11 protein-coding genes are annotated in these 19,516 nt (G+C 37.0%); 4 read left to right on the plus strand and 7 right to left on the minus strand.

Going from position 1 to position 19,516, the window contains the following annotated elements:
- Positions 1–19 precede the first annotated feature (19 nt).
- Together BUB25_RS10535 and BUB25_RS10540 are read right to left on the minus strand one after the other, a co-directional pair.
- On the minus strand, positions 20–5,413 hold the full coding sequence (locus BUB25_RS10535) for an N-6 DNA methylase (protein WP_072944034.1): 5,394 nt from the start codon (positions 5,411–5,413) through the stop codon (positions 20–22).
- Positions 5,400–5,837: a DUF1896 domain-containing protein gene (locus BUB25_RS10540; RefSeq protein ID WP_072944036.1), complete on the minus strand. Its 438-nt coding sequence runs from the start codon at positions 5,835–5,837 to the stop codon at positions 5,400–5,402. Before BUB25_RS10540 ends, BUB25_RS10535 begins: the two co-directional genes overlap by 14 nt.
- Before the next feature lie 557 nt (positions 5,838–6,394).
- Between BUB25_RS10540 and BUB25_RS10550 the strand changes: the two genes are divergently transcribed.
- The 4 genes from BUB25_RS10550 to BUB25_RS10565 are packed head-to-tail and all read left to right on the plus strand — an operon-like array spanning position 6,395 to position 13,361.
- The gene (locus tag BUB25_RS10550; RefSeq protein WP_072944038.1) at positions 6,395–9,397 is read left to right on the plus strand and encodes a type I restriction endonuclease subunit R; all 3,003 of its coding nucleotides are present in this window, start codon (positions 6,395–6,397) and stop codon (positions 9,395–9,397) included.
- Positions 9,390–10,571 (plus strand): restriction endonuclease subunit S, encoded by a 1,182-nt coding sequence (locus BUB25_RS16635; RefSeq protein ID WP_072944040.1) that lies wholly within the window; start codon positions 9,390–9,392, stop codon positions 10,569–10,571. Before BUB25_RS10550 ends, BUB25_RS16635 begins: the two co-directional genes overlap by 8 nt.
- A gap of 3 nt (positions 10,572–10,574) precedes the next feature.
- Complete coding sequence (locus BUB25_RS10560; RefSeq protein ID WP_072944042.1) at positions 10,575–11,696, plus strand: AAA family ATPase; 1,122 nt, start codon at positions 10,575–10,577, stop codon at positions 11,694–11,696.
- Between the two features lie 15 nt (positions 11,697–11,711).
- Positions 11,712–13,361 (plus strand): type I restriction-modification system subunit M, encoded by a 1,650-nt coding sequence (locus BUB25_RS10565; RefSeq protein ID WP_072944044.1) that lies wholly within the window; start codon positions 11,712–11,714, stop codon positions 13,359–13,361.
- A 79-nt stretch (positions 13,362–13,440) separates the two neighbouring features.
- Here the strand turns inward: BUB25_RS10565 and BUB25_RS10570 are convergent, their stop codons facing one another.
- From BUB25_RS10570 to BUB25_RS10590, 5 genes are all read right to left on the minus strand, one after another.
- Positions 13,441–14,325, minus strand: coding sequence for an ORF6N domain-containing protein (locus tag BUB25_RS10570; RefSeq protein WP_072944046.1), 885 nt, complete (start codon positions 14,323–14,325; stop codon positions 13,441–13,443).
- Positions 14,325–16,412 (minus strand): type IA DNA topoisomerase, encoded by a 2,088-nt coding sequence (locus tag BUB25_RS10575; RefSeq protein ID WP_072944049.1) that lies wholly within the window; start codon positions 16,410–16,412, stop codon positions 14,325–14,327. The genes BUB25_RS10570 and BUB25_RS10575 overlap by 1 nt, the downstream gene beginning before the upstream one ends.
- A gap of 60 nt (positions 16,413–16,472) precedes the next feature.
- Positions 16,473–17,927, minus strand: a complete 1,455-nt coding sequence (locus BUB25_RS10580; protein WP_072944051.1) for a DUF3945 domain-containing protein — start codon at positions 17,925–17,927, stop codon at positions 16,473–16,475.
- An 82-nt stretch (positions 17,928–18,009) separates the two neighbouring features.
- On the minus strand, positions 18,010–18,318 hold the full coding sequence (locus BUB25_RS10585) for a helix-turn-helix domain-containing protein (protein ID WP_072944053.1): 309 nt from the start codon (positions 18,316–18,318) through the stop codon (positions 18,010–18,012).
- Between the two features lie 277 nt (positions 18,319–18,595).
- Positions 18,596–19,441 carry an RteC domain-containing protein gene (locus BUB25_RS10590; RefSeq protein ID WP_072944055.1) on the minus strand — a complete coding sequence of 282 codons (846 nt, stop codon included), beginning with the start codon at positions 19,439–19,441 and terminating at the stop codon, positions 18,596–18,598.
- Positions 19,442–19,516: the final 75 nt, after the last annotated feature.

The raw sequence follows: 19,516 nt of genomic DNA on the forward strand, positions 1-19,516 counted from the left end.
TTTTTATTTTGTTCCAGATTTAGATTGCCTTTAAACGTACAGAAGATCTTTCCTGAACATCATCTATTTTAATTGTTTCTTCTTGCTCATCTAACGTTAGCTCTTTATGTTCTGGAGTAATAGATAATTGGATTTTCCTGTCAATGGCCGCCAGTCCGGTTTTTAGTTCGCTCAACCTGCTCTCCTTTTTCCACGTACCGTTGACCATTTCCTGAAGTACAGGTATATCTTTTTGCAGTTCGGCAATTTTCTTTTGCTCCTGCTCGATATAGCCAGGTATTTTTTCCAAAGCACTAAGGAAATTCATTGACCCAAGCTTTGCGTCATTAGCAATCAAACCATTGTTATAGGTGTATTTTATGTTGCCTTCACCCTGTACGAAGAAACGATTGACCCTAATATCAACACCCTCTTTTTCAGACATTTCAGTTTTAACCAATAACGTAAACCCATACAGGCTGCCTATTTCTTCGTACTGACCTCCAGTACGGGCTTTATCAGCAATCTGATTAAGCTTGGCTCCAATCTCTTTTATATCTGCATTAGATGATAATCCATCAAGATGTACAGAATTCAGTACCGTACCATCCTCTCGTTTTTGTATGCGTTTTTGCAGGTTTCCCCAATCGAAGCTCATTCGTTCAAATCGTGACCCAGCAGACTCCAGTGTAGTGGTAATATCTTCCAGTTTGTACTTGGAACTGAACTTAGAACGATTAAATGCCTGTTTTTCGCTTTCCAATCCGGCAACCTGTTTCTCCAGTTTTGCTTTTTCCAAAAGGTCGGTATTCCCCGAAAGGATAGCGACATATTCCGAGAAATTCATTCCCGATTTTTCATCCATACTGCCTTCATCAATGGTTCGCTTTCCAAGATTGTTGGCTTTAAGCTGGTCAATAAAAAGCTGTTTATTGTACAGCAGATTAAACTTGTAGCCATCCAGCGATTTTTCGACTGCATAGATAATTACATCTACCTTGTTATTGGCAAAGAATTTGGCAATTTCATTGCCTTTGCGGACGGCCCTTCCGTCACGTTGGGCAAGATCGCTTGGTCGCCACGGCGTATCTAAATGATGGACAGCAACTGCTCTTTTCTGTGCATTTACACCAGTTCCCAACATACCTGTAGAACCAAACAGAACACGGATTTTTCCATCATTCATTCCGCTGATAAGCTCTTTACGTTGCTTATCATTTTTAGCTTCTTTTATAAAACGGATTTCATGTGGTGGTATGCCGTGATTTTCTACAAGTTTACGTTTTATTTCTCCATAGACATTCCATTCTCCAGGTTTGTAAGTACCTAAGTCTGAAAAGACAAACTGCGTTCCTTTCTGCGCATGGAATTTTTGGTAGTATTTAGCTATGTTGGCAGCACAATGGGAAGCTTTGTTATCGGGATGGTCATCGTATTTTCCGCTTACCATCCGCATATCGAGCGACATCTTACGGGCATAATCTGTAGCAATCAACATCTTTGCTTTTTCTTCCCGATCTGTCAGCGGAGGTCTCCCTAATAAGATCGCATTTCCTGATTTTGCAAACTCCATCAATTTCTGGATGAATACTTCTTGATCCGGTGTAGGCGGTATATTATAAAGCACCTCGTTCTTTTCCGGACGATCTATACCAATATCCTTAGCGGTTCTGTAATCTGTGATTTCCGAATAAAACTGTGCCAGTTCCGGCACTTTGATAAAGTAACGAAAGCGCTCTTTTGACACGATATTATTCGCTACTGAAAACTCATAATCGGTTGTTTTCCTTGCATATATAGCTGCCCAAGCATCAAAACAATTGATACCCTGTTTTTCCAATGCTCTTGGACGCAGATATTTGAATAATAGATATAGCTCGGTTAAGGAATTGCTGATAGTTGTTCCCGAAAGAAAGGTAGCGCCCATATCTCCTTGTATGCGATCCTGAATGGTGCGGATGGCAAAAAGCAGATTCATGGCCTTTTGACTTCCCATCATATTGCCTAAGCCTGCAACCCGGTCATGGCGGGTATTGAACATTAGGTTTTTGAACTGGTGGCTTTCATCAACAAATAAATGGTCGATGCCCATCATCTTAAAGTCCACTACATCATCTTTTCGGTTTTCGATGTTGTGTTCCAATGTTTTCAACCTAACTTCAAGGTTCTGCTTCCTAATGATTACACCTTTGAGCATTCCCCTTGAAATCTCCTTGCCCTGTGCTTCTAAAGCGGCAAGATTATCTCCCACGCTGTTGAGTTCGACTTGTAGGATTTCCTTTTGCATTTCTGGTGACTGGGGTATCATGCCAAACTGATCATGGGTCAATATCACACAGTCCCAATCGTTGTTTTTAATATCTCCGAAAATCCGTTGCCTTTTCTGTGGGGTAAAATCTTCTTTACCAGGATACATAATTTTAGCGTGTGGGTAGGCTTCACGGTACGTTTCTGCAATCTCATGAACATTGGCTTTCAATCCTATTATCATAGGTTTGTGTACCATTCCCAAGCGTTTCATCTCTTGTGCTGCGGTACACATCACCAATGTCTTTCCTGCTCCAACTTCGTGATCGCAAATCGCACCCTTGTTCAGTTTGATCATCCATACTGTGTCCTTTTGGCTCGAATACAGGTCATTAATACCTAAGCCTTTTCTGTCCAGTCCAGGAAATTCCTGATGACTTCCGTCGTATTGCGGTCGTACAAAACAGTTAAAGGTATCGTTATATTGTTTGGTTAGTCTTTTTTTAAACTCATCATTTTGGGCGTTAAGCCATTCGGTAAATGCTGTACGAATTTCATCAATCTTGGTATTCGCCATCTGTATGGCTTCCATATCCCGTACCTTGATCTCCTTATCATCAATCATGACCTTTTTGGTAATATCAGGAGTGGTGTTAACTAATGCATTTTTCAGCAGAGCAATCCCGTCAAATGTTCGACTTTCTGACTTGACGGCATATTTATCCCATATATGTACATTTTTCTGGTCGCATTTTATAGAAAAGTCATCAGAAGTCTCAGAATATTGGATACGCACCTCCGTATCGAAAAGATGAGAAGCAAAGAGCGCATAGATTCTAGTTGGTATCCAGCGTTCACCAAGATTGAAATCTAACTCTTCAAAATCGATACTTCTTGGTCTGGCTTCTTCCAAAGCAGTAAGGCTTTCTTTGGACTGCTTATCATCGGGACCGCTTTCGAGGTAGGTTTTTACTGCTGTGGCTTTCTCCACCACATTGCCTGCAATCCATCTTTCAGCTATTTCATATTCCTTTTCCATAGGATTGTAAAAAATACGTCCTTGTAATGCCTCTTTCAAATTGTCGGATGGCATACCACTGATTTTGGACATATACCCCAAATCAACCCTGCCGTATTTGTTCAGCGATGCGGCCAACGCCTCATCAGGATTATCAGCAGTCAATGTGATAATGGAGAAGCTTACCGGACGGTGGAAGATATCTGCCTTATGTACCACACCACCCACCACACGTTCCAGATAAGGGATTTCCTTACCTGAACTGTCTGTTTTGATAAGCTTGATATTATCAGCACTGTTTAGGTTGCCGTACCTTTTTACAAAGGCATCGTAAGCCTTATTAAATTTTTCTCTCTCTTCTTTATGTTCAATTTGCAGTTCGGCTTCCTTCTGATATAAATCGAGATAGCTATCCCGTACAGAAATATAGGCTTCAGCCCTTACTTTCTGCAAGGATGATAATTGCAGAGGATGAAACATTGCCTGCTTCTTATCACTTTCAAAATCTTTGAGATAACCTACCCAGCCGTTATCCACTGCAAGGCTATCGTTACGATGAAAAGACTGTATTCCCTTGGTATAAATTGCAGGTTCGGGAATAGTGTTCTCTGAGGTAATCTTTTCGATCACACCATTTCTGTTCACTACTGAAAACAAATCGCCAATGACTTCCTGCGCATTTCTTTCACTTGGAGTATTATTTACTGGAGAAATAGGAACAGGAGGTTGCTGCATCAAACCGCTGAACAGGTTTCCCTGATATCCGCTCACAGTTCTTTTTCTTTTGGCTGGTTGTTTTGTTGTTGCAATTGCTTTAACAGGAGTGGCAACAGCAGCCAGTTCTTCTGAATTTTCAAAGAGATCAAAAATGCTCAGTTGCCTTTCCTCTTTTACAATGTCCTTATTTGTTGTTGAAGCAGATAAAATCTGTGTTTCCAATGTAATTGATACAGGTCCGGAAACGGGAGGTGTAACCGTTGGTTTTATCGGAATTTGTACGACAGACGAATCGTTCCGTTCACCTTTATACAAGCCAATATCAAGATGTTTTCTAAAATCCTCCGTTACCATTTGTTTCAGGTCTTTGGCAATTCCCTCCACACCATTCGTGTGCGTATAGATAAATGCAGGTTGTCCGTACGGATCAGTACCAAGCACACGCGTAGTATGGACAATCCTTACGTTATCCTGAAACAAGGCATTGTTTGGTTTATTGTATTCCGCTATTTTGCTTTGACAAAACAGTTCTTCCGCTTGGGTCAAACTTTTCTTTGTAGAATTTTTTTGCAGGATTATCAAATCGCTACCGACTTCCGTACCGGCATAGTCAGTAAACAGGTTGTTTGGCAATCGAACTGCTGAAACCAGATTATTATCCTTCATCAATGCCCTACGAATGGTTTCATTTTTAGGGCTATTCAGTACACCCTGTGAAGTTATAAAAGCCAGTATACCGCCCTCACGGAGCATATCGGCTCCCTTCAGGAAAAAGTAATTGTGTATGCTTCGAGCAGCCTGTACTTTTGCAGTGTCCCTGCTTCTAGAATAGGAAAGATCAAAAACGGAAGTATCACCGAAAGGGATATTACTAGCAACCACATCATAGCTATTTTGTTCTCTTTCTGGTATTTCTTCAAAACCGTTTATTCGGACAGAACTGTCGGGATAGAGCTGCTTTAAAATTTTTCCTGTAAGCAGATCCTTTTCATAAGCGGTAACCTGAGGTGAGTCTCTATCGGCAAAAGATTGTATGAAAGAGCCAATACCGGCAGAAGGTTCCAGAAATTTTTGGATGTTTACACCGCTCTCCTGTAAAGAAGTGGAAATGGCATCAATAACCAAAGGCGGTGTGTAAAATGCCGTAAGTACGGAGCTGCGCATACTATCCACATAACTGCGGTACTGCTTTTCATCAGCGGCATTTTCTTTTAGTAGCTGATGGAGTTCCTGTGTAAGAGGAAAGAGTTCGTGTTCAGTCTTCTTCCAATGGTTAATGTCTATCGGGTTTTGGGCAGGGTTCAACACGAATTTAAGACCGCCAAATCCGCTGTATTGCATCATTATCTGTCTCTCGCTTACGGAGGCTTTTCGGTTGTCTCTTTCCACTCTAAAAGCAATCCGTAAGGCATCAATATTCCTTTGGAGATGTTGACGTTTACTGAAGCCCATTTTCTTCTATCCAAATGGCTATAGTTCCAGTCAGTTCGGTATAGAGCAGGTCAAACTCCGAAGAATCGGCAAAGTCATCCGTCAATTTGTAGTTTGTAAAAATAGGGTCGCAAACAGGCAACATCTTTAAGGCAAATGGTCGTAACTCTTCGTCTGCCATTCTCGTATCGAACTCGTTGCAGACCACCTGAAAAACGGTATCAAATCTGGAGAAGTACAATCCTTCAAATAAAACATAATCGGCAATATAATCGCATTGACCGAAGGGGTTTCCTGCCCGAAATGCGCCTTCATAAGCATCGGAAGCCCAACTTGAACGCTGGTCAATAAATTTAACATCATACGCTTTTTCGGGAAAGCTTGCAGTCAACAATTCTTGTAGTCGTAACCTGAAATACGACAGGTCTTTTTGATGTGTTTCCATACTATATTTTGTTTATGTTTTGCTTAATGGATAAATTTAAAGAAGGCAATAAAAGCTTTTGCAGATGTGGCGCAGTTTGGCTTTAAGAAGCAGAATTTGGAATAAGGAAATTAATTACAGAATTTAACTTATATCAATAAAAATTTTAGAAAGAATGCGAATTAAGTAGACTTATGAGTTTTTAGTAAGTGTACAAGGTAGCTTCACAACCCTTAAATAACTGGAAATCATTTTTACTGGTAATTAAGACACCCCACCATTGTATTTTTCCTTAACAATTTATTATTTCAATCCACAACATACAATGGTTATTTACACCCTTTGCTAGTGCATTTTTACTATATTTGACGCTATAAATTTAACTAGGCTTTGAATAAACTGGACTAAAGAGTTCTGAAAGAGGAATCAATCTCACAAACTTGGTTTGCGAAAAAATTAGACAAAAGTTACAACGCAGTTAACGAGTAAGCCCGAAATGTGAGACGACCTAGTATCAAATGTTTGTACCGAATTGCAAAAATCCTGGAAGTTAATATTAAAGATCTATTGAAAGAAGAATGACCAAAGAATCAAATATAGAAGAAAATCTAATTAAGCAACTTACGGATCTGAAATATAATTATCGAAAAGATATTATTGACAGAAAAACACTGGAACAAAACTTCAAAACTAAATTTGAAGCATTGAATCGTGTTCATTTAACCGAAAGTGAATTTATACGTTTACGAGAGGAAATTATTAATCCTGATGTATTTGCAGCATCTAAGCTGTTGCGTGAAAAAAACTATTTTCAACGTGAAGATGGTACGCCATTGCATTACACATTAGTAAACATAAAAGACTGGTGCAAAAATGATTATGAGGTAATAAACCAGTTGCGCATCAATTCAGAAAATAGCAATCACCGTTACGATGTCATTTTATTGATTAATGGCTTGCCTGTAGTGCAAATTGAATTGAAAAAGTTGGAAATTTCTCCACGAAAAGCCATGCAGCAAATCGTGGATTACAAAAATGATTCTGGAAACGGTTACAACAATACATTGATGTGTTTTATGCAGTTATTCATTGTGAGTAACAGCAATAGAACCTATTATTTTGCTAATAATAAAAACCAACATTTCAGTTTTAATGCTGAAGAACAGTTTTTACCTATCTACGAATTAGCTGATGAAAACAACAAGAAAATTAATTACTTAGAAGATTTCACGGATAAGTTTCTAAAAAAATGTACACTTGGTGAAATGATAAGCAAGTATATGGTTTTGGTCGAAAGCGAACAGAAATTGCTTGTAATGCGACCTTACCAAATATATGCAGTAAAAGCGATTGTAGATTGCATTCATCAAAACCGAGGTAATGGTTATATTTGGCATACTACAGGAAGCGGTAAAACCTTAACCTCTTTCAAAGCATCTACGCTACTGAAAGATAATCCAGATATTGAAAAATGTCTTTTTGTGGTGGATCGTAAAGACCTAGACCGCCAGACTCGCGAGGAATTCAATAAATTTCAAGAAGGCAGCGTAGAAGAAAACACCAATACCGAAACATTAGTAAGACGCTTGCTATCAACCGACTATGTCGACAAGGTGATTGTTACCACTATTCAAAAATTAGGTTTGGCTTTAGATGGAACGTATAAGAAAAACTACAAAGAACGCTTAGAGCCTTTGAGCAAAAAACGTGTAGTTTTCATATTTGACGAGTGCCACCGTTCACAGTTTGGCGATAATCACAAAGCCATAAAAGAGTTTTTTCCGAATGCTCAATTATTTGGTTTCACGGGTACACCTATCTTCGATGAAAATGCTACCTATCAAATAAGAGAAGGCGAAGAGGCTTCTTATAAAACTACTGAGGATATATTTCAACAAAGACTACACGCGTATACGATTACCCACGCCATAGATGATAGAAATGTACTGAAGTTTCATATTGATTATTTCAAGGGTAAAGGTTCTTTAAATGCCAAACCCGGCGAAGCTATTGCACAACAGGCTGTAGTAGAAGCCATTCTCGAAAAACACAATGCAGCAACAGCTTCAAGACGTTTCAATGCAACATTGGCAACAGCTTCAATTAATAACGCTATTGAATATTATCAATTATTCAAAACAATTCAAAAGCAAAAGGCAGCCGAAAATGAGGATTATGTTCCTCTAAACATCACTTGTGTATTTTCTCCTCCTTCACAACTAATAGCGAAAGACAACGACCAACAAAGTCAAAAGAATGCCGCGGATATAAAACAACTACAAGAAGATTTACCTCAGGAAAAAGAAGACAACAAACAAAATCCTGAAGAAAAGAAAAGAGCGTTAATAGAAATTATTAGCGACTATAATTTACATTATAGAACAAATCATTCTATAAACGAATTTGATTTGTATTACCAAGATGTGCAACGACGCATCAAAGACCAAAAATACACCAATAAAGAAGTTCCGCATAAAGATAAAATTGACATTACAATTGTGGTGGATATGTTACTCACAGGTTTTGATTCTAAATACCTCAATACCTTGTATGTAGATAAAAACTTGAAATACCACGGCTTGATACAAGCTTTCTCTAGAACCAACCGTGTGCTTAATGATACAAAGCCTTATGGCAATATTCTAGACTTCCGCTCTCAACAAGAGGCAGTGAACCAAGCCATTGCACTTTTTTCAGGTGAAAACAGTGGAAAAGCAAAAGAAATTTGGCTCGTTGACCCTGCCCCTGTTGTGATTGATAATTACCAAAAAGCCGTAGAAGCTTTGAGTATTTTTATGAAGGATAATAATTTAGTAAACGAACCCCAAGAAGTATACAACCTAAGAGGAGATGCAGCACGAATTGATTTTGTAAAAAAGTTTAAAGCGGTTCAAAAATTAAAAGTCGAATTAGACCAATATACGGACATCACCGAAGAACAAAAGCTGAAAATTGAAACGATCTTACCTAGTGAGACCTTGCAAGAGTTTAGAAGTTCGTACATAGAAACAGCGAAGAAATTAAGGAAAATACAACAAGAAGAAGGCGAAGATACACCAGATGAAGTACAACAACTCGATTTTGAATTTGTACTTTTTGCCTCTGCCGTAATTGACTATGATTATATAATGGGTTTGATTGCCGACAGTACGCAAAAGAAACCTGCCAAGCAAAAAATGACTAAAGCACAGGTAATTAGTTTACTGAGTGCCAATTCCAACCTGATGGACGAACAGGAAGATTTAGCGGAATATATTAATAAATTAGACTGGAACAGCGGGCAAGATGTACATACGTTGACCAAAGGTTATGAAACTTTTAAATTTGAGAAAAACGAAAAAGAACTGGCTATGATAGCTCACAAACACGGTTTGCAAACAGCAGACTTGAAAGCCTTTGTAGATACAATTATGAGCCGAATGATTTTTGATGGTGAAAAACTAACAGATCTTTTAGAACCACTGGAATTAAGTTGGAAAGAACGCAGATTAAAAGAACTAGCTTTGATGGAAGACTTAGTGCCCCAATTAAATAAAATAGCCGAAGGGCGAGACATATCAGGATTAACAGCTTATGATTAAGAAGACAAATACATTGATACCTGAAATTCGCTTTCCTGAGTTTTTAAATGAAGCTGAATGGGTAGAAAATACTTTTGAGGAGTTATTTAAAATTGGCAACGGCAGAGATTATAAGCATTTGGGTAAAGGAGAAATACCAGTTTATGGTTCTGGTGGATATATGCTTTCTGTAAATGATTATCTCTATGATGGCGAAAGTGTATGTATTGGAAGAAAAGGGACAATAGATAAGCCTATGTTTCTTTCAGGAAAATTTTGGACAGTTGATACCCTGTTTTATACTCATTCATTCAAAAATTGTCTACCAAAATACATTCATTATGTTTTTCAAAATATTAATTGGTTAAAGCATAATGAAGCAGGCGGAGTACCCAGCTTATCAAAAACTAATATTTACAAAATTAAAACATTAGTACCCAAACCCAAAGAACAACAAAAAATTGTCTCCTGCCTTTCTAGCTTAGATGAACTAATCAAAGCTCATAACCAAAAAATAGAAGCTTTAAAAAACCATAAAAAAGGTTTGATGCAAAACTTGTTTCCTCAAGAAGGTGAAATAGTTCCTAAGTATCGATTTCCTGAGTTTGTGAATGATGGAGATTGGGACGATAAAAAGTTGGGAAAAATTTGTGACGTTCGTGATGGAACTCACGATAGTCCGAAATATATAGCAAAGGGATTTCCACTAATTACATCGAAAAACCTTTTAAACAATGGATCGATGGACTTTACCAATGTAAGTTTTATAACTGAAGAAGACTATGTTCAAATTAATAAACGTTCAAAAGTAGATAAAGGTGATATTCTTTTTGGAATGATAGGAACAATAGGAAATCCTGTGGTTGTAAAAACTGAAGGTTTTGCTATTAAAAATGTTGCTCTAATAAAGGATATAGGTAAATTAAACCAAGAATTTCTTGCACACCAACTTAAAAGCAATTTCATTCAGAAACAATTCGAGAAAGTTAATGCAGGGGGTATTCTCAAATTTATTGCTTTAGGAATAATAAGAAACCTTAAGGTAATTGTTCCTTCACCCAAAGAGCAACAAAAAATCGCTTCTTGTCTTTCTTCCTTAGATGATTTAATTACAGGAGAAGCGGATAAAATAGAGCAATTAAATTTGTATAAAAAGGGATTAATGCAAGGTTTGTTTCCCAAAATTAACAATTAAACAATGAGTGGCAATATAAAAATATATAAATATAAAACATTAAAAAATGTCGCAGTTAGGTTAAAAGATGATTTAAACAACTGTCATTTTGTATTGTTATTTGCCTACAATGGAACGGGCAAAACTCGCCTGTCAATGGAGTTTAAAGACCAAAGTAAAAAGCGAAAGAAAAACCCTGTAACTGACACACTCTATTATAATGCTTTCACAGAAGATCTTTTCCATTGGAATAATGACCTTGAAAACGATACTGAAAGACATTTGATGATTAATAGAAATTCAAGATTTTTTAAAGGATTTCGGGAATTAGCACTTGAAGAAAAAATATTCATTTTTCTGGAACGATATGCTGATTTTGACTTTAGAATTGATTACGAAAATTGGACTATTGTTTTTAGTAAGCAGATTAAAAACTCGAAATTCCGACCTGAAAATGAAGAATTAGAATACATAATTCAAGACCACATCAAAGTATCAAGAGGAGAAGAAAATATTTTTATTTGGTGTATTTTTCTTGCTATCTGTGAGTTAACCATTGACGATGCTGAGTCGTATAGTTGGGTCAGAAACATATATATTGATGACCCAATTTCTTCATTGGATGACAATAATACCATAGCAGTAGCAAGTGATTTAGCTCAATTATTAAAAAAAGGAAAAGACAAAGTAAAAGTTGTAATTTCATCCCACCATTCATTATTTTTTAATGTAATGTATAATGAACTAAGGAATGTTGAACACAAAAGTCACTTTTTACACAAAAACGGTTCTGACGGTTACATACTAAGAGCTACTGATGATACCCCATTTTTCCATCACGTTGCTTTGTTAACGGAATTAAAAAAAGTATCAACTACACAAAAAGTAAATACATACCATTTTAATATGCTGCGTAGCATATTAGAAAAGACTTCTACTTTTTTTGGGTATGATGAATTTTCCAAGTGTATATATGGCATAGATGATGAAGTACTTTTTTCACGTGCCTTAAACTTATTAAGCCACGGAAAATATTCAATATACCAACCTGTTGAAATGAATGAAGATAACAAAGAATTATTTAATAGAATATTGAATGCGTTTTTGGAGAAATTCGAATTCCAATTACCTGAAATATTAGCATAATATAAAAACAAGTCAATGACTCAAAAAGAACAACAGCAACTCGGTAAAACCCTTTGGGATATAGCAGATAATTTAAGAGGTGCAATGAATGCAGATGATTTTCGCGATTATATGCTTTCCTTTCTATTCCTTAGATATTTATCATTCAACTACGAAGAATCGGCAAAGAAAGAATTAGGAAAAGATTACCCAGACGATACTCCAAAAGATGTAATGTCTAAACTTAAAGTCAATACTCCTTTAGAAATTTGGTACAAAGAAAATGCTAATGATGTTGAAGACTTTGAAAAACAAATGCGCCGTAAAGTGCATTATGTAATTGAGCCTCATCATCTGTGGAGTAACATTACCGAATTGGCACGTACACAAAATGCAGATTTATTAGTAACTCTGGAGAATGGTTTCAGATATATTGAAAACGAATCGTTTGAAAGTGCTTTTCAAGGTTTGTTTTCTGAAATTAATTTGAATTCTGAAAAATTAGGTAAAACTTCTAGCGAAAGAAACAAAAAACTCTGTACTATTATTCAGAAGATTTCAGAAGGAATAGCCGATTTTTCTGCGGATTCAGATACTCTCGGTGATGCTTATGAGTACTTGATTGGTCAGTTTGCAGCAGGTTCAGGCAAAAAAGCAGGAGAGTTTTATACGCCACAACAAATCTCAACCATCTTATCTGAAATTGTAACCTTAGACAGTCAAGACCCAACAATGGGTAAGAAGAAAAAATTAGACAAAGTATTGGATTTTGCTTGTGGTTCAGGTTCTTTATTGTTGAATGTTAGAACGAGAATTAAGGATAACGGTGGTAGTATTGGTAAAATATTCGGACAAGAAAAAAATATCACTACCTACAACTTAGCTCGAATGAATATGTTATTGCACGGTATGAAAGATACCGAGTTTGAGATATTTCACGGGGACACCTTACTCAATCAATGGGATATATTAAACCAAATGAACCCAACAAAAAAGATAGAATTTGATGCTATTGTCGCTAATCCGCCCTTTAGTTTACGTTGGGAACTAAACGATACCTTGGCAGATGATTTTCGTTTCAAAAGCTATGGTTTAGCTCCGAAATCAGCCGCGGACTTTGCTTTCTTATTGCACGGTTTTCACTTTTTAGGTAAAGAAGGAACAATGGCAATCATATTACCTCACGGTGTTTTATTCCGTGGTGGTGCAGAAGAAAGAATTCGAACCAAATTGTTAAAAGACAATCACATTGACACCGTAATTGGTTTACCTTCTAATCTTTTCTATTCTACCGGTATTCCTGTTTGTATTTTAGTTTTGAAAAAATGCAAAAAGCAAGATGATGTTTTGTTTATCAATGCAAGCGAGCGTTTTGAAAAAGGAAAACGACAAAATACATTAAGAGAGGGTGATGGTGATGAACCCAATGATATTCAAGATATCATAGATACATATAAATATCGACCAGAAAATGTCGATCGATATGCTCGCAGGGTTTCTATGGAAGAAATTGAAATGAATGGTTACAACCTTAATATTTCAAGGTATGTGAGTACATCACTTGACGAAATAAAAATTGATTTAAAAGAGGTAAACAAAAAATTGACTTCAATTAATGAAAGCATAAAAGAGAATACAGATAGACACAATGAATTTTTAAAAGAATTAGGATTAAATCACATTTAATTAAAGTAGTATTTACATCTGAACCGATTTAAGTCGCGGGTTGATTTGATGAAATAAACCCTCTGAAAATTCAGAGGGTTTATTGTTTATCCAAAATTTGGAGCATTCGGCCAATCTCAATATCCATTCTCGAAAAGGCAAACCATTTTTTACCCAGATCTTTCAATGATGCTCCGATGTGGTAGAGTTCTGTGCTATCAATAATCAAAAACCGGTCATGTGCATTGGAAAAGATTTTAACTTCAACCGGGGGATATTGACTATTGTATCGTTGCACATCTAACCGTAGCTGATTACTTATACTTTTAGTATAGATTGTTGCGGTAACATTATTATTTCTCTTACCCAACAAGGTTAGCACCGTATCGTCCACATAATTATCAATAAGAATAATGGAACTTTGGGCAGTGCGGATAGTATCCGATATAAAGGCATAGGCATCAAAAATTTGCCCGTTATAGAAAATACCCTTTTCACTGTGCAACTTTCCGCTTTCCAGTGCCTTAAAGATTTCTTCAAATTTCAGATCTGCTTCTGCGTGTTTCAGTTCCATCTTATCCAGTCGATGAAACAATGCTGCGTTATCAACGAGCATCTTACGCATTTTTACAAATGCATTCATTATCTCGATACTAACTTTTACGGCAATATCGCTACGGAGCACAGCTGAGAGCATAGCGATACCCTGCTCGGTAAAAGCATAAGACAGATAACGCCTTCCCCCATAATTCAAACTTGAGGTCACAAATTGTGACCTCAAGTTTATAGTATCAAATTCATCTTGGGTCAACTGGAAACAAAAGGATTCAGGAAAGCGGTCTGTATTCCGCTTTACAGCCTGATTGAAGACTTTAGTTTCTACCTGATAAATCCTTGCGAGATCGCTGTCGAGCATAACCTGCTCCCCTCTTATAGTATAAATTCGGTTCTCAATTTCCTGAAGGGTAGTGATAAAATTGCTCATTATTTCTTCGAAAGTTTAGATTTTTCAAATTCAAAGGAGCTTTCCGCTTTCTCATTCAATACAATATAGGCATCGAATTTCTTTCCGGCTTTACTTTTCATTCCTCTGATAAGAGAAGTTTTGCCAGTATTGACAAGACTTTCAATATCAGTTATACTTACCTGCACACCACATATATTTCGGAACTGTACCCAGTTGCAGACCTCATCAGGACATTTAACAATTTTATCCCTAATAATCAGTTGCAGCTTTTTGCATTTAGGACAAACAAGGGTAGGCAGGTTTTCTTGTGCAATGGCCGTTTGCAGCAATTCATTGGTAATGGATGTGGCATAGATTTCCATTTCTTTTTGGAAAGCTTCCGCATTACTTTCGTTGTTTTCAATTTTCTGCAAAGCCAGTTCCCACTCTGCGGTCATTGCTACATCGGCAATTTTCTTGTCTTTGACCAGTTCATAGACTTGCAATCCTTTATCGGTAGGTATCAGGGATTTATTTTCCCTTTGGATATAGTTACGGCTAAACAGGGTTTCAATAATGGCGGCTCTTGTGGCTGGTGTACCAATACCTACGTTTTGCATTGCTTTTCGCTCCTCTTCATTTTCAATCTCCTTTCCTGCCGTTTCCATAGCTGATAAAAGTCCGGCCTCAGTATAAAGCACAGGTGGTCTGGTTTTCTTTTCCAAAACTGAAGCATCTTTGATTTTGAGTTCATCACCTTTTTTCAGTTCGGGTAATTCCTGCACAGGTCCAGTATCATTATCGGAAAAACTACCTTTGATGGAACGCCAACCTGGTTCTAATATCTTGCAGCCTTTCAGGGCAAAATCATAATGCAAAGCCTGTAAAGTAATATCGGTAATCTCTTTTGTACAGGCTTGTGAAATTGCTTCCAGTAGTCGAAAGGCAATCATATTGTAAACGGCATTTTCCTTAGCCTGTAATGCTGATGGGATTTTGTCCGTAATCAGCAGACCATGATGATCTGTAACACGAAGGTCATTTACGATACGTTTATTGAAATGCCCCCATTTCACTTTGGTTACTCCTTGCTTGAAGGCTCCCATATCCTGCAAAGCCCTGATAAGATTTGGAATCTCTGCCCACATATCTTCAGGAATATATTTACTCCCAGTACGTGGGTAAGTAATAAATTTCTTTTCATACAGGCTTTGGGCAATGTTCAAGGTTTCTTCAGCCGTCAGGTTCAACTTATTATTGGCTTCTTTTTGCAAGCCTGTCAGGTCAAACAGCAGAGGCGGTTGTTCCGTCACATTTTTGGTTTCTACAGCGGTGACCGTAACTGTATTGCTATTTCTTTCGATGGACTTTAATGTATCTTCCGCCTGCTTTTTATCTTCCCATTTGTTTTTGGAAAGGCATTTAAAGTCTGTGAATTCTTTTGTATGGAACAATTGTATCTGCCAGTATTGCTTCAACGAAAAATTTCTGTTTTCCTGATAACGCTTACATATCAAAGCCAGTGTAGGTGTCTGCACTCTTCCGAGCGAATAGATGCCGTTGCCTGCGGCAATGCTCAATGCCTGAGAAGCGTTGATACCCAAAAGCCAATCCGCTCGGCTCCTGCCCTGCGCTGCCTGATATAATCCGTCAAAATCGCTACCAGGTTTTAGGTTGTCAAAACCCTGCTTGATTGCCTTTTCGGTCAGCGAACTAATCCAAAGACGTTCAAAGGGTTTGTTGCTTTTGAGGTATTCATAGATATAGCGGAATATCAGTTCACCCTCACGCCCGGAATCGGTTGCGACAATAATCTCTTCACTAAGGTCGATAACATGTTCAATTACTTTCAGTTGCTTTAATGCACCTGTATCTGTCGTATAGCCTTTGTCTTTTTTGACTTTTCGGACGGTCAATAAAAAAGGATTGGGAAGTATCGGCAGGGACGATTTCTGAAATCCGGAAATGCCGTAATCTTCCGGCATCCCCAGTCCCACCAAATGTCCAAAAGCCCACGTAACATAATAGCCGTTACCTGTCAGATAACCATCCTTTTTTTCGGAGGCTCTCAACAGGCTCGCTATTTCCCTTGCTACACTTGGTTTTTCAGCAATAACTACTTTCATGTGTTTATTTTTACTGTTTTTTATTTGTCACATGGAATGCAAAAGGCATTTCATGACACATTACATTTTACGCCCTTTGGATTTTGCAGGTGTTTTGGCTGCTTCCTGTTGCTCCTGCTGTTCCTTACTGTCGGGATTTTTTTGCCCTGATTTTAAAGGTTCTTTAAGATTCTTGGTCCCTTCATTGGTTTTGCCTTCAGAATTGACCGCCGTCTGCGTTTTATGAGCTTCAGTAGGCTTTGCCTGTTCTTTGATTCTGTTCGGGTTTTGGAAAGAAAAATCTGTTTTGTTTGTCTCTTTGTTGAAAGTGATGTAACCATTGTATTCTTTACCTTTCTTATCCACCAATCCACTAACATAGACAGTCTGACCGTCTTTGAACTTTTTATATTGCTCATTATCCAGTTCTTTACCTCTAAAAGTTTTCGGAGTTTCCTTCGACTGGCTTTGCTCATTGTTTTGCAATTGCTTATTGGTATTATTTCTGTCAAACAAGAACTCTACAAAACGTTTGTCGGCATTGAATTGTACCTCTGCATCAAACGAAGTTCCTTTTTTGGAAGTCATACCCTCTATATGAATCGGCTTACCCTCCATTAGGGTTTGCTTTTGTACATCATCCAGTTTCACTCCTTTGATCTCATCAGGGATTTTGATTTTGTCTGTTCGCAGAGCAACAAGCTCATTAGTCAGCCTATCTACGCTGACAATAGAGGGAATGGTCTCATTCGTTTTAGGATTAGTCAGATTGACCACACGCCCCATATTGCTTGTTTGGAGCAGGTTCTCTTTATCTTCCTTACTGAACTCATGACCGAAAAAAGCAAAATTCAGGTTAGGTTCTTTGCGGATACCGTGAATGGCAACCACAACCACTCCTTTATCATTTTGTTGCAGAGACAGACGTGCATCCATACGGGTAACGGCAGTGCCTAGATTAAGGCTTACAGGTACAAGCTCATTGGTTTTAAACCCTCTCAATAAAGGATCAAGGAGGTTCATCTTTTCAAGTTTTTCTTTGTTCAGTCCGAGACTGTTCATTGTTTCCCAGTCAATCTGTTCTGGTTTATAGCGGTATTCGCTTTTTTCTGATGTTGTCTGTGTTGTTGCCATACTATTTTTATTTTCTTGTTTATTATTATTTTTATCAGGTTCTGCTTTCACTTCGTATTGCTTCATCAGTTGTTCCCCTTCGGGACTTGGTCTACCCATCTGTTTTTGCATTTCATTTACCATATCAATAGCGACAGGTTCAGGAACTTTGAAAAAGGAAAAACGAGTAGGTTCCTTTAATTGGCTGAAAAAATTAGAAAAGAAGTTAGAAAATAAATCGCCATTCTTATCCACCCGCATAAACTGGTTCTGGTTTTTCTTTATAGGTTCAACGGTTTCCAGCTTGCCCTTTTTATCAATGCCCTTTACAGCCTGAATTTTCTTTTGCTCTTTATCCAGTACCAATAATATCTCAGATAATTGTTCGGGAGATTTTGGTGTATCTAAAGTTTGTTCGCTCATAATCTGAATATTTATATTTCAATATCGAAAGTAAAGAAGCTGCCTCTATTTCTCTAAGATTGGCTTTAATTGACATCATTTGTCAGCCGTTGACTTTTACTTTAGACATGGGAGCGGTAAAGCTTTCTCTGATGAACTGGTGCACATCTGAGAGCTTATAATAAATTTTTCCACTAATTGTATAATAGGGCAACTTGCCGGAGGAGCGGTAACGCTGTAGGGATCTTGGGCTTATCTTCAGTATTTGTAAAATATCCTGATTGTCCAACAGCTCTTCTCCATCAATAATCGCATGTTGATTTTTAGTCCCACTTGCCAATTCCATAAGGATGTCAAATCGCTCCATTATTCGCTCCATCCAAGCCATAAATTCTATTCTGTCGATATTCATATAGATATGTTTTAATCAATTATTACTTTTCGATTAATGATATATGCAAAATTGGAGGCTATTTGTTGTATTTTCTGCCAAGCTTTACCAATTGAAAATCATGATTTTGGAAATTTCTAGAATACAGACAATTATTAATAATTAAACTAAATTTGAATTTACACTATCAAAGAAACTCGAATTGGAGAAACATTTTGCCAATGGGTAAGGATGGGTAGATATAAAAAAAAGCAGTGTAATAAAACACTGCTTTAAAATAATAGAAGATTATAATTATTTATAGATCTTTATCCATATAATGCTCTAAAGAAGATTTGAGCTGGTCTAAAAATAAAGTGCGGTTACCTGCACGGTCTTTCATACGATGGAACGCATGATGAATATCCCCCAATTGTGTACGGAATAATAGCTGAAAAACTAAACTAATTTTACGGATTCCGATTTTACCATTGGAAATCGCACCAGATACGTATAGCGCATAAATCAATTCTATCATCGCGTTTTTAGATTCTGTCCAAAAGATATCTTTAGTAGATTCGGCATTTTGTAAAACCATATCAGGTTTGTCGACAGGATTGATTTTGAGAATCAAGTAATTATAAAGCAATTCATCGGCTATAATGCGCGACACTTTGTAATCATAATAAGTAGAGAATTGAGTATCAACTTCAAAGATAAAGCTGTTAAGGCCCGTATTAAGATTTATTTTTCCTAATTTAAAAAAATCATGATCTCTATCTGTCCGTCCTGAACGATAATACCGGTAAAATTCAGAATTACAGATATGTTCTTTGTATTCATTCTTTAACTGCTGTAATTCACAGGAAAAGTATTTATAGTACATTTTACCACTGTTTACTGGACAAGATGTCTCTATTCTATACACTTTGTTATAATAAATCAACTTTCCAAGTATTTGTGGCTTAATGATCCTAAAAAATTCAATTTCTTCATTTTCTTCTGTAAAATGATGATCCAGAACACGTTTTTTCATATCTGAAAGTAAATCCTGAAGAAAAACAATCATACGATAGGATTCATCAATAACATGCACTGATTCCAAACTAATTTCCTGTTCTTTTTTCAGTATACTGTAAAGAGCATCTTTATAAGTAGACTCCATAATCATAATAACTAATAAAGCGAATAATTAATTCATTTGTATATTTCATTGCAGACAGCATTAAATGATTCAATC

Origin of the sequence: Flavobacterium granuli (assembly GCF_900129705.1) — a bacterium.
GTDB lineage: Bacteria > Bacteroidota > Bacteroidia > Flavobacteriales > Flavobacteriaceae > Flavobacterium > Flavobacterium granuli.